General features: G+C 62.6%; 25 protein-coding genes and 1 pseudogene. 5 read left to right on the top strand and 21 right to left on the bottom strand.

Annotation, left to right across the window (positions count from 1 at the left end; translation table 11 throughout):
• Window positions 1-13: 13 nt before the first annotated feature.
• The 9 genes and pseudogenes from AC1D10_RS23745 to AC1D10_RS23705 all read right to left on the bottom strand — a co-directional run.
• A pseudogene (locus AC1D10_RS23745) lies at window positions 14-94 on the bottom strand (DUF3303 domain-containing protein); the annotation flags it as partial.
• Window positions 95-208: 114 nt separating this feature from the next.
• Window positions 209-1,672 (bottom strand): RimK family protein, encoded by a 1,464-nt coding sequence (locus AC1D10_RS23740; protein ID WP_477276143.1) that lies wholly within the window; start codon window positions 1,670-1,672, stop codon window positions 209-211.
• Complete coding sequence (locus AC1D10_RS23735) at window positions 1,669-2,775, bottom strand: peptidase C39 family protein (RefSeq protein ID WP_477276141.1); 1,107 nt, start codon at window positions 2,773-2,775, stop codon at window positions 1,669-1,671. Before AC1D10_RS23735 ends, AC1D10_RS23740 begins: the two co-directional genes overlap by 4 nt.
• Window positions 2,776-2,981: 206 nt before the next feature.
• The gene (locus AC1D10_RS23730) at window positions 2,982-3,773 is read right to left on the bottom strand and encodes an anti-sigma factor family protein (RefSeq protein WP_477276139.1); all 792 of its coding nucleotides are present in this window, start codon (window positions 3,771-3,773) and stop codon (window positions 2,982-2,984) included.
• On the bottom strand, window positions 3,770-4,288 hold the full coding sequence (locus AC1D10_RS23725; RefSeq protein ID WP_013532577.1) for an RNA polymerase sigma factor: 519 nt from the start codon (window positions 4,286-4,288) through the stop codon (window positions 3,770-3,772). The genes AC1D10_RS23730 and AC1D10_RS23725 overlap by 4 nt, the downstream gene beginning before the upstream one ends.
• A 161-nt stretch (window positions 4,289-4,449) precedes the next feature.
• A complete protein-coding gene (locus AC1D10_RS23720) occupies window positions 4,450-7,218 on the bottom strand; it encodes a DUF2339 domain-containing protein (protein ID WP_477276136.1) in 2,769 nt (922 codons plus the stop codon).
• An 83-nt stretch (window positions 7,219-7,301) separates the two neighbouring features.
• Window positions 7,302-7,820, bottom strand: coding sequence for a PaaI family thioesterase (locus tag AC1D10_RS23715; RefSeq protein ID WP_477276134.1), 519 nt, complete (start codon window positions 7,818-7,820; stop codon window positions 7,302-7,304).
• Window positions 7,817-8,578 carry a DNA repair protein RecO gene (gene recO, locus AC1D10_RS23710; RefSeq protein WP_477276132.1) on the bottom strand — a complete coding sequence of 254 codons (762 nt, stop codon included), beginning with the start codon at window positions 8,576-8,578 and terminating at the stop codon, window positions 7,817-7,819. Before recO ends, AC1D10_RS23715 begins: the two co-directional genes overlap by 4 nt.
• A 137-nt stretch (window positions 8,579-8,715) precedes the next feature.
• Window positions 8,716-9,882 (bottom strand): porin, encoded by a 1,167-nt coding sequence (locus AC1D10_RS23705; protein ID WP_477276130.1) that lies wholly within the window; start codon window positions 9,880-9,882, stop codon window positions 8,716-8,718.
• A 324-nt stretch (window positions 9,883-10,206) separates the two neighbouring features.
• Here AC1D10_RS23705 and AC1D10_RS23700 point away from each other — a divergent pair, with 324 nt between their 5' ends.
• Window positions 10,207-10,413, top strand: coding sequence for a hypothetical protein (locus AC1D10_RS23700; protein WP_477276128.1), 207 nt, complete (start codon window positions 10,207-10,209; stop codon window positions 10,411-10,413).
• 264 nt (window positions 10,414-10,677) lie between these two features.
• A complete protein-coding gene (locus AC1D10_RS23695; protein WP_477276126.1) occupies window positions 10,678-11,481 on the top strand; it encodes a CPBP family intramembrane glutamic endopeptidase in 804 nt (267 codons plus the stop codon).
• Window positions 11,482-11,815: 334 nt separating this feature from the next.
• Here AC1D10_RS23695 and era read toward each other — a convergent pair whose 3' ends face one another.
• From era to rpoZ, 9 genes are all read right to left on the bottom strand, one after another.
• Window positions 11,816-12,742: a GTPase Era gene (era, locus tag AC1D10_RS23690; protein ID WP_477276124.1), complete on the bottom strand. Its 927-nt coding sequence runs from the start codon at window positions 12,740-12,742 to the stop codon at window positions 11,816-11,818.
• Window positions 12,743-12,811: 69 nt separating this feature from the next.
• On the bottom strand, window positions 12,812-13,558 hold the full coding sequence (gene rnc, locus AC1D10_RS23685) for a ribonuclease III (RefSeq protein WP_477276627.1): 747 nt from the start codon (window positions 13,556-13,558) through the stop codon (window positions 12,812-12,814).
• The gene (gene lepB, locus AC1D10_RS23680; RefSeq protein ID WP_379106136.1) at window positions 13,558-14,307 is read right to left on the bottom strand and encodes a signal peptidase I; all 750 of its coding nucleotides are present in this window, start codon (window positions 14,305-14,307) and stop codon (window positions 13,558-13,560) included. Before lepB ends, rnc begins: the two co-directional genes overlap by 1 nt.
• A gap of 77 nt (window positions 14,308-14,384) precedes the next feature.
• Entirely contained in the window at window positions 14,385-14,798 is a 414-nt protein-coding gene (gene acpS / locus AC1D10_RS23675; protein ID WP_477276122.1) for a holo-ACP synthase, read from the bottom strand.
• Window positions 14,795-15,394: a DUF2062 domain-containing protein gene (locus AC1D10_RS23670; protein WP_477276120.1), complete on the bottom strand. Its 600-nt coding sequence runs from the start codon at window positions 15,392-15,394 to the stop codon at window positions 14,795-14,797. Before AC1D10_RS23670 ends, acpS begins: the two co-directional genes overlap by 4 nt.
• A 264-nt stretch (window positions 15,395-15,658) precedes the next feature.
• Window positions 15,659-16,039, bottom strand: a complete 381-nt coding sequence (locus tag AC1D10_RS23665) for a VOC family protein (protein ID WP_477276118.1) — start codon at window positions 16,037-16,039, stop codon at window positions 15,659-15,661.
• Between the two features lie 13 nt (window positions 16,040-16,052).
• On the bottom strand, window positions 16,053-16,631 hold the full coding sequence (pyrE, locus tag AC1D10_RS23660) for an orotate phosphoribosyltransferase (protein ID WP_379106130.1): 579 nt from the start codon (window positions 16,629-16,631) through the stop codon (window positions 16,053-16,055).
• 66 nt (window positions 16,632-16,697) lie between these two features.
• A complete protein-coding gene (locus AC1D10_RS23655; protein WP_379106128.1) occupies window positions 16,698-18,926 on the bottom strand; it encodes a RelA/SpoT family protein in 2,229 nt (742 codons plus the stop codon).
• Window positions 18,927-19,058: 132 nt separating this feature from the next.
• Window positions 19,059-19,460: a DNA-directed RNA polymerase subunit omega gene (rpoZ, locus tag AC1D10_RS23650; protein ID WP_095086596.1), complete on the bottom strand. Its 402-nt coding sequence runs from the start codon at window positions 19,458-19,460 to the stop codon at window positions 19,059-19,061.
• A gap of 325 nt (window positions 19,461-19,785) precedes the next feature.
• On the opposite strand from rpoZ, the gene AC1D10_RS23645 reads away from it, so the two are divergent.
• A complete protein-coding gene (locus AC1D10_RS23645) occupies window positions 19,786-20,367 on the top strand; it encodes a LabA-like NYN domain-containing protein (protein ID WP_477276116.1) in 582 nt (193 codons plus the stop codon).
• An 11-nt stretch (window positions 20,368-20,378) separates the two neighbouring features.
• Window positions 20,379-21,035 carry a uracil-DNA glycosylase gene (locus AC1D10_RS23640; RefSeq protein WP_477276114.1) on the top strand — a complete coding sequence of 219 codons (657 nt, stop codon included), beginning with the start codon at window positions 20,379-20,381 and terminating at the stop codon, window positions 21,033-21,035.
• A 9-nt stretch (window positions 21,036-21,044) separates the two neighbouring features.
• Here AC1D10_RS23640 and AC1D10_RS23635 read toward each other — a convergent pair whose 3' ends face one another.
• Window positions 21,045-22,058: a zinc-binding alcohol dehydrogenase family protein gene (locus AC1D10_RS23635; RefSeq protein WP_477276112.1), complete on the bottom strand. Its 1,014-nt coding sequence runs from the start codon at window positions 22,056-22,058 to the stop codon at window positions 21,045-21,047.
• A gap of 112 nt (window positions 22,059-22,170) precedes the next feature.
• Between AC1D10_RS23635 and AC1D10_RS23630 the strand changes: the two genes are divergently transcribed.
• Window positions 22,171-22,533 carry a winged helix-turn-helix transcriptional regulator gene (locus tag AC1D10_RS23630; RefSeq protein ID WP_477276111.1) on the top strand — a complete coding sequence of 121 codons (363 nt, stop codon included), beginning with the start codon at window positions 22,171-22,173 and terminating at the stop codon, window positions 22,531-22,533.
• 25 nt (window positions 22,534-22,558) lie between these two features.
• Here the strand turns inward: AC1D10_RS23630 and AC1D10_RS23625 are convergent, their stop codons facing one another.
• Window positions 22,559-23,302 (bottom strand): glycoside hydrolase family 25 protein, encoded by a 744-nt coding sequence (locus AC1D10_RS23625; protein WP_477276109.1) that lies wholly within the window; start codon window positions 23,300-23,302, stop codon window positions 22,559-22,561.
• A gap of 16 nt (window positions 23,303-23,318) precedes the next feature.
• Entirely contained in the window at window positions 23,319-23,798 is a 480-nt protein-coding gene (gene smpB / locus AC1D10_RS23620; protein ID WP_477276107.1) for an SsrA-binding protein SmpB, read from the bottom strand.
• Window positions 23,799-23,800: the final 2 nt, after the last annotated feature.

Raw genomic sequence — 23,800 nt, 5'->3', positions numbered from 1 at the left:
ATTCGATGACCCAGCGCTGCAGCAGCGTGACGTCATCGGCCTCCACCAGCAGGAAACAGCGGCTCATATCCGCCGCGATCCAGCTGTGGTGCACGAGAAGCTCCTCCGGCTTCAGGCGACCACGGTCGCGGAAGCGGCGGTAGATCTCTTGCGATCGCAGCCGGTAAAATCCTCGATGACTATGAACAGCATCTTTTTCCCCCGGTGATTACCGCCCAGGCCGGTCCAGCCGCTCCAGGAACCACTGCGTCAACCGCACCCAGACCTCGTCCTTTTCGCCGGAATCCTCCCAGCCATGGTCGAGGTTCGGATTGTCGTTGACCTCGATAACGAAGACGCCGTCCTTGGTTTCCTTGAGGTCCACGCCATAGAGCCCATCGCCGATGCAGCGCGCCGCCTTCACCGCCGTCTCGACGACATGCGCCGGCGTTTCCTTCAGCGTGAAGGTCTTGATGCCGCCCTGGTCGGGCTTGCCGTTGGCCTTGTGATTGACGATCTGCCAGTGCTTCTTGGCCATCAGATAGTGGACGGCAAACAGCGGCTGGCCGCCGAGCACGCCGACGCGCCAGTCATATTCGGTCGGAATGAATTTCTGCGCGATCAGAAGGTCGGAATCCTCCAGCCATTCCGTAGCAAGCGTCTTCAGCTCCTCGAAGTCAGCGCATTTCTTGACGCCGCGCGAGAACGACGAATCGGGGATCTTCAACACCAGCGGAAAGCCGAGTGTCTGCGCCGCCAGTTCGAGGTCCGAGGTGCCGGCGATCATCACCGTCGGCGGCACCGGCACTTTGTTGTAGGCCATCAGTTCGTTGAGATAGACCTTGTTGGTGCAGCGGATCATCGACAGCGGATCGTCGATCACCGGCATGCCTTCCTGCTGGGCGCGGCGAGCGAAACGATAGGTGTGATTGGAGATCGACGTGGTCTCGCGGATGAAAAGCGCGTCGTAATTGGCGAGCTTGGCGAGGTCCCGCTTGGTGATGGGCTCGATTTCGACGCCCATCTTTTCGGCGATCTTGGCCCAGTAGCGCAGCGACGATATCTCCGACGGCGGCAATTCCTCATGCGGGTCGACCAGCGTGGCGAAGGTGTAGCGCGCCGGCGTGCGGCCCTTGGTGTCGCGCCACTCACGGTTGGTGTAGGTCTCCAGGCACTGGATGAAGCTTTTTTCCTCTTCCTCGGTCATCCGCGCCAGCGGATGGAAGCCGATCTTGCGGATCGAGGCCCATTCGGCGCTGTCCTTGATGTGAACCTCCAGCGCCGGCGCCCTGAACCAGTCGAACAACAACTTGGCAAAACGATCCCAGATTTTCGACGGGCCGATGCCGAAGAAGATACAGACCTTGGTTGGGAAGGCGCCGCCGAGATCCTTGCGGCATTTGTTGAGCGCCAGCTCCAGTTCCGGCAATGCGTGCTCGTAGAGCTTGCGTTCAGACAGGTCGATCATCGTCTCGACGGTCGGGATGACCTTGTGGCCGCGTGAGCCCGCCAGCAGCGAGGCATAGTAGCCGCGGCTCTGGTAGGCGTAGTTGTTCGACAGGTTGATGACCTTCGGCTGCTGGCCGCGAAACAGGGACGGATGCGCAAGATAATCACGGTTGGTGATGATCTTGTGCGGTGTCGCCACCTGGTCGAGATCGCTCTGCCGGCCGGTTAGGATGACCCAGGTCATTGTCTGTCGCGCTTTCCCAGAGTGATGGCGGCGCGCAGTCCGTCGCGGCCGAACTGCGCCATGTTCATGAAGATGCCGTAAGGCACGGGAATGTTGGCGGCATCAAGGATGGTTTCCTGCCTTTCGTCCTCGACCCAGGGATCGTGGATCAGGATGTGGTCGCCGTCATCGCCGATGGCTAGCACCCAGTGCGGCACCTTCTTGCCAAACATAAGGAAACCGCTGATCAGCACCAGCACCAGTTTTCCCTCCGCGATCGCGGCGCGAATGTCGTCGATGGTGAACGGACGGTAATTCACCGGGATGCCGTAAAGTTCCGCGCGGCGGCGAAAGTCGACCTGGGCGAGTTCCATCACCCGGCGCTTGTCCTCGCTGCGCACCGACTGCAGGAACAGCGCGCCGTAGAAGGAAACATAGATCTCTGCCGCAAGCCCGCTTTCGTACCCCGAGACAGCGAGGCCGAACGGCTCGCAGCCACCGGGTCCCGACATCATGAAGACGGTCGTCGCCTCGCGCCACAGTCGGATTTCCATGACCGGATCCGGCACGAAGCCGCGATCGAAATTGGCCATCGCCATCATCAGGCAGCATGGACCACAGGTGAATTCGCAGGTCTGCTGGTAGAACGGCACCTCGGTGGCGATCGGAATGTCGCCGCGCAAGGTCTTTTCATAGCGAAGCGCCGCCTCACCATCCTCATAGTAGCCTGGCTCGCGGCCGATCTTGCGATAGCCGGCGTGCTCGTAGATGTGGATGGCTCGGCCGTTGTCCTCTCGCACCTCGAGACGCAGCATCATGCGGCCATGCTCGAAGGCGGCATCCTCAGCGGATTCGAGCAGCATGCGGCCAACACCCAGCCCACCGAAGAACGGACCGGTGGCGATCGAGTAGAGACGCGCCACGCCGCTGCCCTTGCGAAACAGCACGATCGCATAGCCGGCCACGCGGCCATCGATTTCCGCGACCAGCGTCTCGGCGGTTTCGCGCTCGATGAACAGGCGGAAGGAGCGACGGGAAATGCGGTCGCTTTGGAAAACAGCTTTCTCGATGGCGGCGAGATCATCGACGTCAGACGCGCGGGCCGTGCGGATCTCGGCAGGCATGCGGCTTGAGAAAACCCCGATTGGTGGTGGGAAATGCCCTAGTCGAAAACGTTCAGGACACCAGCCGAAATGCTGATGGCCATGAAAGCGCTATCGCACCTCGAATAGGGCCGAATTGTGACAGATTCGGCAGCCGCTCGGCGATGCAAAAACGCTTCGAATGGGATCATCGTCATAGACTGGCATTGCCATCAAAAGCGCGCCTTTCAACTGGCCAGGCCGGCCAGAAGCTGGCCATAGGCGCTCTTTGCCACGACAGCCAATTGCTCGCGCGGCAACGAACCGACGACAGCGCAACCATAGCCCTTGTCCATCCAGTAGACGGCCTGGGGACCGTCTTGCGCCGATGCATAGGTTCCCTTGGCATTCTCCGCCGATTCCGCCGTGACGAAGAGGGATATACGCTCGCCCTTGTCGTCCTCGTAGAGCAGCATCGCGGCCTTGCTGTCGCCAGCTGGAAGCAACCGGCCGCCGACCAGTTGGAAACCGTTCGCGGTCAGGTCCGGCGCCACCAGCTTCAGCCCTACCCGGTTGGACAGCCAGGTCTGCAAATGATCCTTGTCGCTGGCCGGCACTTCGACTGCATGCCGCTTTTCGGCAGCGAAGACGACATGGGCCGCTATTGCCTGCTCGGCCAGTTGATCTTCCGCCGGATCCTCCTGCCCGATGCCGTCGATGCCGGCAAAGTAGCCGCCAAGCCCACCAGCGACCACAAGCACGGCCGCCGCGGCGGCAAGCCACCAGCGTGAGCGTGACGCCGCAGCCTTGACCGGCGTCTCGCCGAGCACGATCTTGCGCAACCGCACGGGGACGGCTTCGTCGAGCACGCCGGCGAAGGCGGCCTGCAATGCTACCCGGTCGGCGGTGAAGCGGGCGCTCCTGGCTTTCATCTCGGGATTGGCGTCGAGCCAGGCGTCGTAGGCAGCGCGCTCGTCGCCGGGCAGCTCGCCATCGAGCGCCATGTGGATGTCACGTTCGGAAAAGTCGCGGCGGATCATTTCTCGACGATCCTTATCGCGCGGCGGCGCGCCGTGTCGTCCAGCAACCCACGCAATTCCTCACGCCCACGCGCAATGCGCGACATCAGCGTGCCTGCGGGGACGCCCAGAATGTTGGCGGCTTCGGCATATGAAAACCCTTCGATGGCGACCATGACCAGAGCCGCGCGGCGGTCGGGGCTGATCGCCTGCAATGCGTCGATGATCTCGCGCGAAGCGATGCTTTCCACCTGCTCGGCCGGTTGGGCCACCGCCTCGCCCGCTTCCAGAGGCAGCATCGCCGCCTCGCCGCGACGGTTCACCTTGCGCATCTGATCGATGAACAAATGATGCATGATCGTAAACAGCCACCTCCGGGGGCTTTCTCCTGTCTGCCAGTTGTCGAGCCGAACAAGCGCCCGCTCGAGGCAATCCTGAACGAGATCGTCGGCAGCATCGCGGTCGCGCAAAAGCGAGCGTGCGTAGCGGCGCAGTCGCGGTATTTCGCCAAGGATTGCTGCCTTCTTTTCGTCCATGACCGCTGGTTCTGAGGTCGCCCTTGTTGATCCCGATTGAACGCGCCTTCTCGGCGCGGCGCAAGCGGCCAGCGCGAAGCGGTCCGCCGCCCCGGTCACCCAAGCAATGAGATAACGACGCGCGCTGCCGTTTTATTCCCGGCTAAATTGAACTCCCGTCGTCACTGCTCGCCGACCGATATTTTCTCCCTTGCCGCGCGCGTCAGGAGGCGCTGGTAGAACAGGTCGATGCCGATCAGCACCGCACCGAGGCCGATGAAGGACAACGCCCGCAGCACACCTTCCAACTCCGACATGTCGAAGATGAAGACTTTCAGCACGGCGATCGCGATCAGCGCGGCGGAGGCAATGCGCAGCACCTGAGATTTCAGCCAGACGCCGGCGGTGAGCAGCGCCACACCGATGACCAGCCAGAGCGCCGAATAGGTGTAGGTTTCCAGCTGGCCGAGACCGCTCCATAGGCCGATGAATTCGCCCTTGAACAGCCGCCTGACCGACAGCGTGGCATAGGCGAAGGCAAGCACAGCCGCCACGAGCGCCAGCATCTGTGCATACCATTTCGGCCGCTTGTCCCTGGCGTAGAGCGCCAGCCCGCCTGCGGCGACCGCCGGCAGGAGATAGGCGAGGAACAGCAGGTTGAACACCGGGATCTGGCCGGTCGATTCGTCGGTTAACAGCGGATTCAGCACCACGAAATGCCGGACAACGATCAAGGCGACCGAAGCCACACCGGCGGCCATCGAACCATAGCGCAGCACCGAGCTTGGCGAGCGCATGTCAATGGCGACCAGGATGGCGCCGGCGCCGATGGCGATCAGCGTGTAGATCGCCTGCTCGGCGAGCGTCATCGCACCCGTGTCGATGACGCCGCCATGCATGGCATGGCGCACCAGCATGGCGAGCGCGAGCAGCGCAAACAATGCCGCTGCCGCTTCCATGGCGAGGCGCGGCCGGCCGTTGGTGGTGCGGGCAAGTTGCCAGGCGGCGAAACCGAAGGCCAGCGCCGGCACGCCATAGCCGGGCAGCAGCCAGTTGAACACCGGGGTCGTCGATAGGAATTCAGCACCGACGATGGTCGGATCGAAAGCGACGCGGCCGAGCACGGCGATCACCGCGCCGACCGAAATCCAGCCGAGCACCGGATAGGAGCGCCAGCGCGTGGCCAGCGCCGGCACGGTGGCCGCGGCACCGAGCAGGATGGTGGTCCAGCCGGAATCGAAAGCCATATGCAGCATCAGGAGACCGGCGATGGCCGCACCGCCCAGGGCGAACGACACCGCCACGCCGCCCTTGAGCGGCGGTTTCTCGCTGCGTGCGATCCACTCGCTGCCGGCGGCGAAAACCACGACCAGCAGTGCCGCGACGGCGGCGTAGACAAAGTCGCGGTCGAGATTGCCGAAGGTGAACCAGAGTGCGAGCAGGATGACCAGCGGCACGATGACGCCCCACGCCGCCCATGAGGCGGCGCGGATCTGTGTCGCGGCGGCGAACCTGCGGGCGGCCCAGAAGCCGGCGCTTATGAAGACCAGGCCAAGCGCGATGCCGATGCGCAATGTCGACGCGTTGGACGTGGCCACAGGCAGGCCGTCGACGCCCAAGGCGCCGCCCGAAAAGTCGGAGGCGATCGAAGTCGGCGGGATGATGCCGAGATAGATCATTACCGTCACCAGTCCTGCGGCATAGAGGAGCGGCAGCGCCAACGGGCGATAGAGCGCGACCGCCACCATTGCGGCGATCAGCACGGCGCCCGGCAAGGCATCGCCGGCGGCGGCGAAGACCGGGTCGACCGACAGGCCCAGCGCCGAGAATGCGACGAACAGGCCAGGCACGATGGACGGCCAGTCGAAAGCCATGGCTGGTCCGGTTTCGGCGTCACGGCGAGCGAGCCAGACAAACGCAAGCACCGCCAGCGTGATGGCGTCGATGAACAGGATGGTGGAGAGGTTCGCACCCGGCGCATCGGTCATGTAGAGGATGGTCCAGACACCGGTGCCAAAAAAAGCCGCCGCCATCAGCAACTTCCAGTCGCGCATGCGGGCGATGACAGCGGTGGCCACAAGCACGATCGCGAGGTAGCCGAACAGCGCCCAAGGATTGGGCGCCTGTGAGGCAACCAGCATTGGCGTCACCATGGCGCCGATGAGGCCGATGCCGGCCAGCGCCTGGCCATGGACCAGGGCGGCTGCGATCGTCGCCACGCCGATGGCGCCGAGCAGCGTGAAGGCGAGCGCCGGGCCGATGAAGCCGTAAATGCCATGCGCGGCATAGACGGTGCCGAACAGGATGAAAGCGCCGGCCGCCGTCAGGATCGCCGGAATATAGGCGCCAGCGACACCTTGCACCGGCACCTTGAAGCCGGTGCGGCGGATGAACTCGCCGCCGGCAACCAGCACCAGGCCGAGAACCGCGGCCATGGTCAGCCGCACGCCGGGGCCGAAAATGCCGGCCTCGATGGTGTAGCGGATCAGGAACAGGCCACCCAGCGCCAGCGCGATGCCGCCGACCCAGACCGCCCAGCGGGTGCCGAGCGCGGTTTCGACATCGGACTGGCGGGCGGCTTTCGCCGCTCCGGCCGGCTCGGCGGGTTCTGCTGCCGCCGGCGCCGCCTCACTTGGCGCCCATGGCCCGGACACGGCCTCGCCGGTTGGGGCTTCTGCCTCAGTCACCGGTGCCTGCGCGGCGACCGGATCGCCCACCGCCGGCAAGACGATATCGACCGCTGCCGCAACGGCTGGAGCCATATCGGCGGGCGGCGCGCTGTCGGCGGCTGCCTGTTCGGACGGTTTGGCCGCAGGCGGCACGGCGCCTGAAAGGACAAGGCTGCGCAGCGCGCCGAGCTCGCGCTCGACAAGCCCTATGCGGCTCTGCTGGCGTGAAATGATGACGAACAAGGCGATGATGGCGACAAGGCCGATCAGGCTTTCAAACATGGCGGTTCCCCCAAACCAGGCCAGTTTTCACTGACGTTCAGTCTCATTGACATTCAAATGCGGCGGCCAAACGGCCACAAAACTCAACGCGCCGCCAGATTGGCGGCCGGAAAGATCGAGCATGTTTCGGTGCCGAAAGCCAGCAGCTTGCCGCTGGCATCCTTCAGCGTCGCTTCCGACACCGCCAGCGTGCGACCCTTGTGGACGACCTTGCCTTCGCAGACCACCTCACCGGTCTTCGGCGTGATGGGCCGGGTCAAATTCACCTTGAACTCCGCAGTCGTATAGGCCTCACCCTTTTCGAGCAGCGTCTGCACGGCGCAGCCCAGTGCCGAATCGAGCAGCGTCGCCGCCCAGCCGCCATGCACGCTGCCCAGCGGGTTGAGGTGGCGTTCGTTGGGAACGCCACGGAATACCGCACGACCTTCCGACACTTCGGTCAAAGCGAAATTCAGCTGGAAGGAGATCGGCGGCGCCGGATACTTGCCGTCGATGATGCGCTGCAGCAGACCCAGGCCGGTGTATTCCAGGATGTCGGCATGTGGAATGGTGCCGAGGCCTAGCGGCGAGACCCGCCCCGGATAAAGTTCGACCTCGCTCATGCCGCAGTCTCTCCGGCAGTGGCCTTGCCGCGCGCGTGGTGCTTGCGCAATGCGGCGAGAAAGCCGGTGCGGGCGTCTGGCGGCTCGATGCCGCGCGGCTCATAGACGTGGCGGGTGAAGAAGAAGCCGGTGAGCCGGAAGGCGTCGTCGACCGCCGCCGGATCCGCGCGCAGGCCGGAGCCGCGCTGCAGGAAGGCCGGCAACGCCAGCATCTTGTCGCGCCATGGCAAGCCTGCTTCGCGCGACACCGCACGTCCCGATTTCGGCGAAACATAGGCCAGGTCCTGCCGCGTGCCGGTTGCGGCGCATTGGCTGAGATCGAGGCCAAAGCCGAGTTCGTCCAGCACCAGAAGCTCGAAGCGCGCCACCAGTTCGCCGGCGGCGTCGGCATCGTCGAGATGCACGATCATCACGGCAAGCGTTTCGTAGAGACCTTCATGGGCGTCACGCTCGGGCAACAGGCGCAGATGCGCGGCCATGGTCTGCAGCCCGTAAACGGCCACCGCGCTGTCCATCAACCGGGCGGCGTTCATCTCGATCGCCTCTGCCTGGAACGTGCCGAGATGCTCGTCGAGCCGCGCCCGCCACAACAGGTCGACGCGATTGCCGGGTTGCAGGACAGGCTGCTGCTTGCGCGAACGGCCGCCACGCACGAGGCCGAGATGACGGCCATGCGCGCGTGTCATCACCTCGAGAATGGCGCTGGTTTCGCCATGCTTGCGGGTGCCGAGAATGATTCCCTCGTCGCGCCATTCCATTTTCGGAGCTTTTCACCGGTTGGGTGGCGAAATCAAGGTATGGGTTTTGGCACCTGACAGGCCGGCAGCGGGGACAGTGTACAAAAAACCGCCCGCAGCATATCGCTGCGGGCGGCCTGGTAAGGTCAGTCTATCCGTTAGAACGAGCGCTGGAAGCGGAGAATGCCACCGACGCTGCTCTTCTTGTTGGCCTTGGTCCAGTTGTTGAAGTCGGCGTCGCCGAACTTTCCAGCATTGAGGTAATCAACTTCAGCCGTGACCGTAAGGCCGGGCACAACGGTATAGGCAACGTTCGCGGCGATGCCGAGGTTCTTCCAGTCGTCATAAGAGACCTGGGCGTTGAATGAAGTCTTGGCGTTGAACTTGTAGGTGCCGCCGCCCCAGACTGCCCAGTTGCCGCCCCACTGCTTGTAGAAGCCGCGACCGTTGGCATCGATGGCGTTGCCGGCATTGTCGTTGAGGTTGTCGTCCGTGCCGTAGCCGCCCATGATGAACAACGTCAGGTCCTTGCTGACATTGACGTCCAAACGGACCTTGCCGGCTACTTCCTCGTAATTGCTGTCATAGGCGACGACGCCGGTGACCGCACCCCAGTCGCCCTTGTACTTCACGCCGCCGACGACATGCGGAACATAGCTGTCGATGGTGCCAACCTTGCCGGCGCCTTCTTCGAGAGAGACCAACCCCGTGAAGCCGTTGCCTGCGTCGAAGTAGTACTGAACGACGTTGCTCTCCTGCCCGCCATACGGAACCAGCGTATCCTGGATGACGTTGCCGGCATAGCCGATGAACGTATCGAAAGCCGTATCGTCCTTGCCGACGCGCAGGCCGCCGAGCTGAATCCAGGCGAAACGCAGCGAGAGAGACTTGTTACGGCCTTGCCAGTCGTCCGCATTGGAGGCGGCTTGATTGAGATAGTCGCCGCTGCTGTTGCCGTAGTTGAAGCGGGTCTCGGTGTAGGTCTTCAAGGTACCGAGCTCGGTCTCCTGACCGGTCCAGGTCTTCAGCGTGAAGCGGGTGTTCTTGTAGTAGGTCGAGTGCGTGTCGCCGGCGCTCTGGTGGTCAGGGACATGGTTGACACCATCGAGCGAGCCGGCATCGCCGACGCCGATGTCATAACGGACATAGCCGCCGATGCGTAGGCAGGTCTCGGTGCCCGGGATGTAGAAGTAGCCGGCGCCGTAGACGTCGCAGATCTTGACGTATTCGGCCGGTTCCGGTTCGACGACAGCGTCAGCCGCGCGTGCGCCGCTGACCGCGATCAGGGCCGCGGCTGAGCCGAGAAGAAGGCTCTTGATGTTCATTTTCTGACCTCTCCAGTCATAGTTTTAAATGGCTTCGGATTTGTGGCTGGCGGCAATGTTTTCCCGCCTCACCCCCACAACGAAAAAGGCCAGCACCGCTCGCCCTTTTCAGCGGCGAACATACCCATCGATCTTCTGCCTTCAATGACGATTCCTGAAATAAATACGATTCAAAAAACAGATTAACTCTGTGTTGCACAAATAACACTTACAACTATAACAATTGGCACAATTGGCACAACGTCATACATTCAATATATACTCCGATAGTTTCATGGCTAACTACCTTTTGATGCGTGATATTTCTACAATTGCGCCCTATATGTGGAATATCCGCCTATTTTCAGTGAAAACCACCTGGATATTTTTTCATCCGCCAACCATCAGGTGGTGTCCGTCCACCAAATCGTGTTCTGGCGTTGCGCCGAACTGCCGGGCGATGCCTGCCCGGCCGATTATGCTTTTGCCGGGGCGATCGAAACTCACCGAAGCGCCGTGGCGTTGCCGATTGTGACAGCGGCCAACTGTTGAAGACGAACCTATGTGAGCTGGCCGCGCGCCAATCCCGTAACGACGCGACAGCCGAGCGACATCGGCCCTGCCCTATGGAAATATCGGAAATCTTTCAGAAACCGCTCGGGATTTTTGGCCGTGCTGGCGCCAATAAGGACGGGTAGGCCGAAGCGGTCGACATGGCCTGCCGAGCAATTCGGCTGGCCCGTTCCAGATGCAAGTCGACCGATCGGGCAGCCCGGCGACCTCTCATGACCAATCTGCCCGCCGAGAGGATCTGACATGATCTCCGTCCCGAGCCTGGTGCGAAGGCACCAGCTGACCGCCTTCTTTTCGCTTGCGCTTGGCCTCACCTGGCTGACTTTCATCCCGTTCTGGCTGTCGGATGGCGACAGCATTCCCTGGTTCACCTTCGGCCCGATGGTCGCCGGCATCATCGTCGCGGCCCTGTCCGGCGGCTGGAGTTCGGTCAAGGCCATCCTCGCCTCGATGGTGAAATGGCGGGTGCACCCGTTTTGGTACCTGGTGGCATTCGGCCTGCCCTTCGGAACGCAGTTGGTCTCGATCCTGATCAATCCGCTGTTCGGCGCGGCAGCACCGACCTGGAGCAACATTCCGGCCCTCTCCGAAATGTTGCCGATCATCGCGCTGTATGCAGTCTTCAGCGGCCCGCTCGGTGAGGAGCCCGGCTGGCGCGGTTTTGCGACGCCACGCCTGCTCGCCAGCCATTCAGCACTGACCAGCAGCCTGATCCTCGGCACGATCTGGGCCATCTGGCACTTTCCGCTCGGCCTGGTCGGCGACCTCAGCCTCTTCGGCACGATCAACGTCGTGCTGGCGGGAATTGTGTTCACCTGGCTCTATCAGAACACCGGCAGCGTGCTCCTCGCCTTCATTATGCACGTGACACACCAGAACAGCGTGCGGTTCCTCGGCAAGGTGTTCACCGGTGGCGACTATGTGCAGCAGCAGTGGATCGGCGTGGCCATCTGGGCGATCATCGCCGTCGCCATCGTCGCACATTACGGCACCGAAAGCTTCGTCCGCCGGCCAAGGACACAGCTCGCCGCCGCTGGCGCCGCCTAGGCTCGCAATCAGCGCGGTGTCCGAGGCCGGAACGGCGGCCCGGATGCGCCAGCCCTTGACCCAGCGCGTTGACCGCAAGATTCTTCCAACGTGGAAATTGCGTGGCGATCAACCGGCTGACAAGTGCTTTGTCGATGTTCGGCTTGCTGTCCATGGACCCAGTTGTTTCGACGCAATTCCGGACGGAAAACCGCTTCACACTTTTCCTGGAATTGCTCACTTGTTTCGACGCAATTCCGGAGGGGAAACCGCGTCACACTTTTCCTGGAATTGCTCACTTGTTTCGACGCAATTCCGGACGGAAAACCGCGTCACACTTTTCCCTGGAATTGTTCTAGCGCGGAAACTCAAGCCCCATCTCGCGGTAGCGCTCGGGGTCGTCGCCCCAGTTCTCGCGCACCTTGACGAACAGGAAAAGGTGCACCTTCTGTTCGAGGATGCCTGCTATCTCCATGCGCGCCGCCTGGCCGATGGCGCGGATGGTCTCGCCCTTGTGGCCGAGCACGATCTTCTTTTGGCTGTCGCGCTCGACATAGATGGTCTGGTCGATGCGCACCGAGCCGTCCTTCTTCTCTTCCCATTTCTCGGTCTCGATATGGGAGGAATAGGGCAGTTCCTGATGCAACCTGAGATAAAGCTTCTCGCGGGTGATCTCGGCCGCCAGCTGGCGCATCGGCAGGTCTGAAATCTGGTCTTCCGGATAGTACCAGGGACCGGCCGGCAGGGTTTCGGCGAGATAATCGAGCACGTCCTTGCAGCCGGAACCGGTCAGCGCGGAGACCATGAAGGTGCGCTTGAACGGCACCCTTTCGTTTGCTGCCGCCGACAGGGCCAGCAGCGCCTCGTGCTTGACGCGATCGACCTTGTTGAGGATCAGGACCATCGGCTGGCGGACATCCTTCAGCCGTTCGAGGATGGCGTCGGCATCGCCCCTGATGCCGCGCTCGGCGTCGATCAAAAGCAGCACGATATCGGCATCCTTGGCGCCGCCCCAGGCAGTGGTCACCATCGCGGTGTCGAGCCGCCGCTTGGGCTTGAAGATGCCCGGCGTGTCGACGAAGACGATCTGCGCATTGTCATGCGTGGCGATGCCACGCACGATGGCACGGGTCGTCTGCACCTTGTGCGTGACGATCGACACCTTGGCACCGACCAGTTGGTTGACCAGTGTAGACTTGCCCGCATTGGGGGCCCCGATCAGGGCGACAAAGCCGGAGTGCGTGACGACAGCTTCCGTAGCCGGCTCTTCGGTGGCGGTCATGCCGCGCTCCCTTCATTAGAGTGCCGCGCGTCCACTTGGACGCGAAAAGGACGCTCTAAAACTTTGAATCTACGCATCGTGCTTTCCAAAAACCGACTCCGATTTTTGGGCCGATGCGTTTGCCCAGACGCCTTCGCGCAAAAGAAATGCCGAGGCTGCCGCTTCTTCCGCGGCCCTGCGCGAGCCGCCCGTGCCAATAGAAGGCGCAAAGCCGTTGACTTGCAAGGACACCGTGAAGACCGGCTGGTGATCAGGCCCTTCACGCTTTTCGATTACATATTCGGGGCGCGCGTCGCTGGTCTTGGCAATCCATTCCTGCAAATCGGATTTCGGATTGAGCGGCTTTGCCACAACCGTGCGCGAGCGCGGCTCCCAGTAACGCAGGACGAAGCGCCGCGCGGCGTCGATGCCACCGTCAACATAAACCGCCGCGATCAGGGCTTCGACCGCATCCGCCAGATAGTTTCCGCCCGAGCCACGCGATCGCGTCTTCAAGGCAGCGTCGGCCCGGACCAGATCCTCCAGCTGCATTTCGATGCCGATTTCGGAGCACGTTTTGGCATCCACCAGCGCATTGAAGCGGGGCGCGATCTCACCCTCCGGTGCGTCAGGAAACTTTTCGAAAAGCATATCGGCGACCACGAGCCCAAGCACGCGATCGCCAAGGAATTCGAGACGCTGATTGTTGCTGGCCGCCTTGACCGCGCTGGAATGCGTCAATGCGGTCTCAAGCAACCGGAGGTCCTTGAAGACATGGCCGGTCTTGGCCTTCACCAAACCGGCCAGTGTTTCACCTGTCGGGCGCTTCAAAGCCATCAATTGACGAAGTGGAACAGGCGCGAAGCGCGCATCAGCGACGGCCATTTCCAGATTTCGAGCGGGCTCGCCTTGCCGGCGATCGAGAAGAAAACAAGATTGGCGCGGCCAACCAGATTTTCTTCGGGAACGTAGCCGACGGTGAAACGGCTGTCGGCGGAATTGTCCCTGTTGTCGCCCATCATGAAATAATGGCCGGCCGGCACGTCGAATTCGCGGGTGTTGTCGCCGATCGAGTTCGAATTCAGGTCGAGCGTGTCGTAGCTGACGCCGTTGGGCAAGGTCTCCCGGTAGACATCGATCGGGCGCGATTCCTCGGTGATGTCGGGATTGTCGATCTGGCCGGTTTTCACGCGCGGCACGCCAACGCCGTTGATGAACAGCTGGCCGTCCTTGACCTGGATCTTGTCGCCCGGCAGGCCGACCACGCGCTTGATGTAGTCGACAGACGGATCAGGAGGGAACTTGAACACCACCACGTCGCCGCGCTTCGGCGCGGAGCCCCAGATGCGACCCGAAAAGATGTCGGGGCCGAAAGGCAGCGAGTAGCGGGAATAGCCGTAGGACCATTTGGTGACGAACAGATAGTCGCCTTCCAGGAGCGTCGGCCGCATCGATCCCGACGGGATCGAAAAGGGCTGGAACAACAGCGTGCGGATGACCAGGGCGAGCAAAAGCGCCTGGACGATGACGCTGACGGTCTCGCCAAGGCCGCCGGATTTCTTCTCAGATTTTTCAGCCACGCTCATGTCGTCCTCGATTGTGCGTTGGATGGTATAGAGTCTCGGCGCGCACTGGGCAACGTCGTGCCGGTCGTCAGATGCAATCAATGTGGCGCTTCTTCGACGGGCAACGCCTCGATGATCACAAAGGCTTGAGCGAGCGGGAAATCATCGGTGATGGTGAGGTGGATTGCCGCCCGATGGCCCTTTGGCAGGATTTTGTCCAGCCGCGCCCGTGCCCCTCCCGTCAGCGCCATGGTCGGCGCGCCGCTGGGCAGGTTGACGACACCCATGTCGCGCCAGAACACACCTTGCGCCAGACCGGTGCCCAGCGCCTTGGCGCAGGCCTCCTTGGCGGCGAAGCGCTTGGCGTAGGACGCCGCACGTGCCCGGCGGTTCTCGGAGCGGGCCTGCTCGATCTCCGTATAGATTCTCTGGATGAAGCGCTGGCCGTGACGCTCCAGCGACTTTTCGATGCGTCTGATATCGATCAGGTCGCTGCCGATGCCGATGATCATCGTGCGGCGGAACCGATGGTTCCGCCGGGGTGAGACGAGTGCCCATGCCGGCTTGCGCGCTCGGCAAGGCGCTTGCGACGCTGCTCGCGGAAAGCGTTCATGCCCCAGCGCGTGATGGCGTAGAACAGGAGGCCGAACACCAGCCCGAGCGGCACCGCGCCGATCAGCATCGGCTCAAGCACGGGTTTCCACAATTGCGCGAAGGAAAGCTTGTGCAGCATCTCGCCCAGATGCGCCGGCGGGCCATGCGCCGGTAGACGGTCATGCAGGATCAGCTTACCGGTTTCCCAGGAGGCCCCCCACAGCAGCGGAAAGGTCAGCGGGTTGCCGAAAAACACCGCGCCGAGGGCCGCAGCCACCAAATTGCCGGCGATCACCCAGCACAGGACGAAGGCAATGACAAAATGGAAACCGACGGGAAAAAACGAGGCAAAGACACCGGCCGCGACGCCGGCAGCCACCGCGTGTGGCGTGGCCTTCAGCCGCAGGATGCGCTTGGACAAATACTGAAACGAACGCGAAAACGAGCGGCGCGGCCACAGATAGGTACGCACCCGCTCGAAAAGGCCATCAGGCTTGCGGCGTCGAAAAAGCACCCTATACCCGTCCACAGCTCTCGCGCCGGCACTTTCAGCCGGGCGTGGCAACACATCTTGCGCTTGACGATCACCCAATGGCAATCGCAACCTTGATATAACGACGCGCTAGCGGAAGAACAACCAAACACCGCCTGTGAGGCGCGCTTATTGCCGCCCTATCGGGTCGGCATTCCTCGCTTCGAACATTGGACAATCGCGGCGAATTTAAGGAACCGGCATTGTCGCGTCGCCGAAAGGCGCGGGATCGACGCGGTCGCCGGCCTACGGCAAATATTCGCTGACCTCGACCAGATTGCCGTCCGGGTCGCGGAAATAGACCGAGATCATCGGACCTCGGGCGCCGACGCGTTCGACCGGCCCGAGTTCCACGACCACGCCATTGGCCGCGAGACGATCGCAGACCTCGCTCAGTGGCCGATCCGTGATCAGGCAGAAGTCGCCCGAGCCGGGCGTGGGCGACTTGGCCTTTGGCTCGAAGGTACGGGCGACCTCATGCACATTGATCTTCTGTGTGCCGAAAGCCAGCGCTGTCGGCCGGCCCAGCGCATCGATGCGCTCAAAACCCAGCACGCGCTGATAGAAAGTGCAGGTCACTTCCAGTGAAGCCACCGTCAGTACGAAATGATCGATGCCGGCGATCATTTCCGCCTCGCCGTCAGATATTGCGGCTGCCGGGCTTGATCGCCGGGATGGCGGCGAGTTCCGGCGGCAAACGGTCGGCCGGATAGGCCGGAACCTCATATTCGGCGAGCGCGATCAGCGGCACGCCGACATGGGTCTTGCCGGCTGAACGGTCGATGATGCAGGCGGCGGCAACCACTTCGGCGCCAAGCTCGCGCAGGCACTCGATGGTCTCGCGGATCGACAGGCCGGTGGTGACGATATCCTCGACGATGACGACACGCGCGCCTCTGGCGATCTCGAAGCGGCGCAGGCGGAACTCGCCTCCTTCCCGCTCGACCCAGATGGCCGGCACGCCGAGGTGGCGCGACGTCTCGTAGGCCGGGATCAGCCCGCCTATCGCCGGACCGACGACATAATCGATCTTGCCCGGCACGCCAGCGCGGATCTTTTCGGCCAACGCCTTGCACAGCCGCTCGGTCTTGTCGGCATGCATGAACACGCGTGCCTTCTGCAGGAAGACCGGGCTTCTCAGGCCCGAGGTCAAAATGAAATGCCCTTCGAGAACAGCACCGGCCTCGCGGAAAATGCCCAGCACTTCATCGGTGTTCATTTCTGCCTCTTTTTGATTGACCATGATCTTTTCCGAAAACCGGTCCCCACTTTTCGGGATCATGGTCTAGCCGTTGACGCGCCTTGCATCGCTGACGCTCGAATTGTCCTTGAGCTGCGACAGCAGCCGGTTGAGGTGCTTCAGATCCCAGACTTCGAGATCGATCAGCATTTCGGTGAAGTCGGGCGCGGTACGCACCATCGACAGCGTATGGATGTTGGCGTCGTTCGAGGCAACGACCTGGGCGATATCGGCGAGCGAACCCGGCGCATTGATGGCGGTGACCGAGACGCGCGCCGGAAACCGTTCCTTGGTGCGCTCGTCAATGTCCCAGCGCACGTCGATCCAGCGTTCGGGCTGGTCGTCGAAGGCCTGCAGCGCCGGTGACTGGATCGGATAGATGGTGATGCCAGTGCCCGGCTGGACGATGCCGACGATGCGGTCGCCGGGAACCGCTCCTTCCGGCGCGAAACGCACCGGCAGGTCGCCACGTACGCCGCGGATCGGCACCGCGCCATCGCGCGGCTGGTCCTTGTCCTTGCGCGCGGCACGGCCCGGAATCTGGAACAGCATGCCCGCGGCGTTGCGGATCTTCGACCAGCCTTCCTCGCGCTGCTTGGGCGCGGCCGTGGTGACGCGCTCGTCCTTGTAGTCGGGGAACACCGCCTTCATGACATCGGTGGACGCAAGCTCGCCGCGGCCAACCGAGGCCAGCACGTCCTCGATGTCCTTGCGCGCCAGCCGGTGCAGCACCTGCTTCAGGCTTTCCTTGGTGAAGGTCTTGCCGGCGCGTTCGAAGGCGCGTTCCAGGATGCGAATGCCGAGACCCGAATACTGCTTACGGATGGCATTCTTGGTGGCGCGGCGGATCGCCGAGCGCGCCTTGCCGGTGACGACGACCGATTCCCACGCCGCCGGCGGCACCTGCGCCTTGGAGCGGATGATCTCGACCTCGTCGCCGTTCTTCAGTTCCGTCATCAGCGGCATGATGCGGCCATTGACCTTGGCGCCGACGCAGGTGTCGCCGACATCGGTGTGCACCGCATAGGCAAAGTCGATGGGCGTGGCACCGCGCGGCAAGGCAATCAGCATGCCTTTCGGGGTGAAGCAGAACACCTGGTCCTGGAACAGTTCCAGCTTGGTGTTTTCGAGAAAGTCTTCGGGATTGTCACCCTCGGCAAGCTGCTCGATGGTGCGCCGCAGCCAGGCATAGGCGTTGGTCTCCTTCGAGATCGCGTGGGCGGCACCGTTCGTCTTGCCGCCGGTATCCTTGTAGATCGAATGCGCGGCGACGCCGTATTCGGCGATCTTGTTCATCTGGTGGGTGCGGATCTGCAGTTCGACGCGCTGGCGCGACGGCCCGACAATGGTGGTGTGGATCGACCGGTAGTCGTTCTGCTTCGGCGTCGAGATGTAATCCTTGAAGCGGCCGGGCACCATCGACCACGTCGTGTGGATGGCGCCAAGCGCCCGGTAGCAATCCTCGACCGTCTCGACGACGACGCGGAAGCCGAAAATGTCGGACAGCTGTTCGAAGGACAGCGCCTTGGCCTCCATCTTGCGAAACACCGACCACGGCTTCTTCTGGCGGCTTTTCACGCCAGCCTTGATCGCATGCTTTTCGAACAGCGTGGACAGCGCCTTCTCGATCTCGGACAGCACATCCTTGTTGCGCTCGAAGATTTCGGCGAGCCGGGCGGTGACGGCGCGATAGGCTTCCGGATTGATGTAGCGGAAGGCGATCTCCTCCAGCTCCTCGCGCATGCCTTGCATACCCATGCGCCCGGCCAGCGGCGCGTAGATGTCCATCGTCTCCTCGGCGATGCGCAGGCGCTTGGCCTCCGGCATATGGTCGAGGGTGCGCATGTTGTGCAGGCGGTCGGCGAGCTTGACCAGAAGCACGCGGACGTCTTCCGAAATCGCCAGCAGAAGCTTGCGCAGGTTTTCCGCCTGCTCGGCCTTCTTCGAGACGAGGTCGAGCTTCTTGAGCTTGGTCAGTCCCTCGACCAGCTTGCCCATTTCGGGCCCGAACAGCTCGTCGATCTCGGCCCGCGTCGCCGTGGTATCCTCGATGGTGTCGTGCAACAGGGCGACCGCGATCGTCGCTTCGTCCATATGCATTTCAGTGAGGATGGCTGCGACTTCGAGCGGATGCGAGAAATAGGGATCGCCGGAAGCGCGCTTCTGGTGGCCATGCTTCTGCATGGCATAGACATAGGCCTTGTTGAGCAACGCCTCGTTGACGTCAGGCTTGTAGCGCTGAACGCGCTCGACAAGCTCATACTGACGCATCATGGGCGGGATCTCGCAGCGGTGAAATGAATCATGCGCCGCACTGCTGTGCGGCGCATGTCATAGATAGCCACGAAACTGCCGATACGGAAGTGCTGGACGATTATTCCAGCGACCTCCGCAACAGAGGTTCGCTTAGTAGTCGTCGCTCTTTTCCGGGGGCACCAGGCCCTCGATGCCGGCGAGAAGATCTTCCTCGGTCATCCGGTCGAAGGTGATGTTCTCCTCGGCGTCATCCGCGTCGGTGGCCGCGACGGCGGCGCCGGTCTGGTCGGCAATCGCCTCGCCATCGGCTTCGGGCTCGTCAACCTCGACATGCTTCTGCAGCGAGTGGATCAGGTCTTCCTTGAGGTCGTCGGGCGACAGTGTCTCGTCGGCGATCTCGCGCAGCGCCACGACCGGGTTCTTGTCGTTGTCACGCGGCACGGTGATCGGCGCGCCCTGGCTGATCTGGCGGGCGCGGTGGCCGGCAAGGAGCACCAGCTCGAAGCGGTTGTCGACCTTGTCGATGCAATCTTCAACGGTTACGCGGGCCATGGATTGCCCCTTTCATGCGATGGATTTGATGGAAAACAGGCGCGGTCCTTAACCCGAACGCCGCCAAAATACAAGCATCATGGCAATGGCCGGGTCGCTGGGCGCCCAATCCTTCGTTTAAACACCCGATTCGGCAAAATCAGGCTGCATCCATGGGTTCGGCGTCCCGATCACAATTGCTTGCAGTGCGGCAACCGCCCTTGGATTGCCGCGAAACTGGCGCTATTTCGGATAGGGTAAGGTCAGCCGGTTTATTATGAGCCTGACCGATAGTCGCCAGCGCATTTCGTTTAGACGGCCGCTTATTTCGAAAGGACTATTTTCCATGTTCGACCCTCGTGAAAAAATCGCCCTATTCATCGACGGCGCCAATCTTTACGCCACCTCGCGCGCGCTCGGCTTCGACATCGACTATCGCAAGCTTCTGTCGAGCTTCCAGAAGCGTGGCTATCTGCTGCGCGCTTACTACTACACCGCGCTGGTCGAGGATCAGGAATACTCCTCGATCCGTCCGTTGATCGACTGGCTCGACTACAACGGCTTCAAGGTGGTCACCAAGCCGGCGAAGGAATTCACCGACTCGACTGGCCGCCGCAAGATCAAGGGCAATATGGACATCGAGCTTACCGTCGATGCGCTGGAACTCGCCGATGTCGTCGACCACTACGTCATCTTTTCCGGCGACGGCGATTTCCGCACGCTGGTCGAGGCGCTGCAGCGCCGCGGCCGCAAGGTGTCGATCGTTTCGACCATGGCCTCGCAGCCGCCAATGATCTCCGATGATCTGCGCCGCCAGGCCGACCATTTCATCGACCTGACAACGCTGAAGAACGAGGTCGGCCGCGATCCGTCCGAGCGGCTGGTGCGTCGGCCCGAGCCGGCCGAAGTCGACGAGGATGACTACTGAGGCCGGTCGCCTTGACCGCCCTCTCCCGCTCCGAACCCGGCCGCGACTGCCCGCTCTGCCCGCGGCTGCATGACTTCATCGCCGAATGGCGGCAACGCGAGCCATCCTGGTTCAACGCGCCGGTGCCGACCTTCCTGCCACCTGATGGCGACGATGCCGTCCGGCTTCTGATCGTCGGGCTGGCGCCCGGCCTGCGCGGTGCCAACCGCACCGGACGGCCCTTCACGGGCGACTATGCCGGCGACCTGCTCTACTCGACGCTGATTTCGCATGGTTTTGCGCGCGGCGAGTTCAAGGCGCGACCCGATGACGGGCTGGAGCTGGTCGGCACGGCAATCACCAATGCAGTACGCTGCGTGCCGCCGGAGAACAAGCCGGTGGGCGCCGAGATCGCCACCTGCCGGACGTTCCTGGTGCCGACGATCGCCCAGTTTCCCAATTTGTGCGCCGTGCTGGCGCTGGGATCGATCGCGCACCAGTCGACCGTGCGCGCGCTGGGTGGGCGCATCGCAGCCTATCCGTTCAAGCACGGCGGGCAGCTGCCGGCCGGCGGCATCACGCTGTTTTCGAGCTATCACTGCTCGCGCTACAACACGAACACCGGTGTGCTGACCGAGGCGATGTTCGTCAGCGTCTTCAGCGAAATCGCGGCGTTCCTGCAGAAATAGCGCGGCCCTTCAGAACCCTTCCAGCACGATCTTGCCCTTGGCCTTGCCGGTCTCGATCAGCGCATGCGCGCGCCTCAGACTAGCGGCATTGATAGGACCGAAGGTCTCGCCCAGAGTCGTGCGGATGGTCCCGGCGTCGACAAGCCGGGCCAATTCGTTGAGGAGCTCTCCCTGCGCCGCCATGTCCTGCGTCTCGAACATCGAGCGGGTGAACATGAACTCCCAATGCACGGAGATGCTCTTGCGCTTGAACGGATTGACGTCGAGCGATTTGGGATCGTCGATCAGTCCGAAACGGCCTTGCGGCGCGATCAATTCGGCGATCTCGGCCAGGTGCCGGTCGGTGTTGGTTGTCGAGAACACAAAGGCTGGTGCGCCGATGCCGAGCGCTGCGACTTCAGCGGCGAGCGGCCTGGAATGATCGACGACATGATGGGCGCCGAGCCCAAGTGCCCAGTCGCGCGTCTCGGGCCTCGATGCGGTGGCGATCACTGTCAGATCGGTCAGTTGGCGCGCAAGCTGCACCGCGATCGAACCGACGCCGCCGGCGCCACCAATGATCAGGATGGCATTCGCCGCGCCCGCGACAGGCTTGCTGACATCGAGGCGGTCGAACAGAGCCTCCCAGGCGGTGACCGCGGTCAACGGCAGCGCCGCGGCCTGCGCGTAGCCGAGCGAGCCGGGCTTGCGGCCCACAAGGCGTTCATCGACACGGTGGAACTCGGCATTGGTGCCTTGCGGCGCCAGGGCGCCGGAATAAAAGACATCATCACCCGCCTTGAACAGGGTGGCGTCCGGACCGACCGCGGCGACCCGGCCGGCGGCGTCCCAGCCCAGCACACGCCATGCTCCGGCTTCTGGCCTGGCGCTTTGCCGCACCTTGGTGTCGACCGGGTTGACCGAGATTGCCTTCACCTCGACCAGCAGTTCACGGCCTTTCGGCTCGGGCTTGGGCAAGTCGATGTCGACCAGGGAGGCCTCATCGGTGATGGGGGCTGGGATTTGATAGCCGACGGCGCGCATTTTTCGATCTCCGCGATTGCTGTTGAGCATTGTTCGGAGCAGAGATGCGGATTATGTGCCGCAAGCGCAAGAATGCACATATAAAGCACATAGTGTCGAAAAGGATACCGTCATGCCGCGCATTCGCCATGAGCGATTCGATTGCAGCCCCGGTTGCACCGTCGAGGGAACGCTCCGCTACATTGACGGAAAGTGGAAAGGCGTGGTGCTCTACCATCTGTTCGAGGGCACGCTGCGCTTCAACGAGATACGCCGGCGCATTCCGAACTGCACGCAGCGCATGCTGACCAACCAGCTCCGCGAACTGGAAGCCGATGGGCTGATTGCCCGCAAGATCTATCCGGAAGTGCCGCCGAAGGTGGAATACAGCCTGACCCCGCGCGGCAGAAGCCTGGAACCGGTGATCACCGCCCTGAAAATCTGGGGCGATGCGAATGTGACGCTCGCGCCGGAGGCTTCCCAGGCCGCGGCATGAAGCGGCGGCGGGCGATGTCCCTGAATCACCGCGATGGCGGAGTTTCCGGTGAGATCGGTCCCGGTGATGCTGCAGACAGCGCGGCCAACACAGCCGGTCCACCCTGCAGCACATTGAGATCGACATCGCCGTTGATGCCGTCGACGCGTCCTTTGTTATGGTACTGCCAGTAGACCCAGTCGTCGCGGTCTGGCTGCAGCAGCAAAGAGCGAAGCCAGAGCGGCCGGGCAGCGATGCGCCCCGCATAGGCCTGCTCAGCCTCATCGGTCAGGTAAACAATCGCCGGCTTGCCGAATGCGGCCTCGACCGGAGCGAGGAACGCGGCGAGCTCGGCGCTCAGTTGCTCGGGCGTTGGCCGCTGTGGACAATTGCCGCCGAACTCGATGTCGACAACCGGCGGCAGCAAGGGCTGATCGTGCGGCACCACCGAGATGAAATTCTTGGCCTGGTCGGCGCCAGGCCGACAGAAGGTGAAGAAATGATAGGCGCCGACGGCAAGCCCGGCGGCGCGGGCCTCACGCAGATTGGTGGAGAAGGCATCGTCGACATGATCGCCGCCTTCGGTCGCCTTGATGACGGCGAAGGCGACATCGTCGGCGGCCACGCGGCGCCAGTCGATCTGGCCTTGATGGTGGGACACGTCGATGCCCCTGACCGGATATTTGCTACGGTCCGGCGAGAATGCCCTGAAATAGAGATAGCCGCCAGCGGCGACGAGGCTCACCAAAACCAGGCTGGCCAATCCCAAAAGGACAATCCGGTTCATCAAACCAATGGCCCCCAGCCTACCCGCGCTCCTTCAGCAGCCTGCCCTTCTCGCGCGACCAGTCGCGCTGTTTCTCGGATTCGCGCTTGTCGTGCAGTTTCTTGCCGCGGCCAACGGCGAGCAGCAGCTTGGCGCGGCCCTGATCGTTGAAATAGATTTTCAGCGGCACCAGCGTCATGCCTTCGCGGTCGACGCTCTGCGCCAGCTTGGCCATCTCGCGCTTGTTGAGCAGGAGCTTGCGGCGCCGGCGCGGCTCGTGGTTGAAGCGGTTGGCCTGCAGGTACTCCGGCAGATAGGAATTGATCAGCCAGATCTCGCCGCCTTCGACCGAGGCATAGCTGTCCTGGATGTTGGCCTGGCCCTGGCGCAGCGACTTGACCTCTGTGCCGGTCAGCACCAGGCCGGTCTCGACCGTATCGAGCACCTCATAGGAAAACCGCGCCTTGCGGTTCTCCGCAACGGTCTTGTTGTTGGGATCGGCTTTTCTGACTTGATTCATGA

Source organism: Mesorhizobium sp. P2_A8 (assembly GCF_056404935.1).
This window is presented reverse-complemented; position numbering and strand designations above follow the sequence as displayed.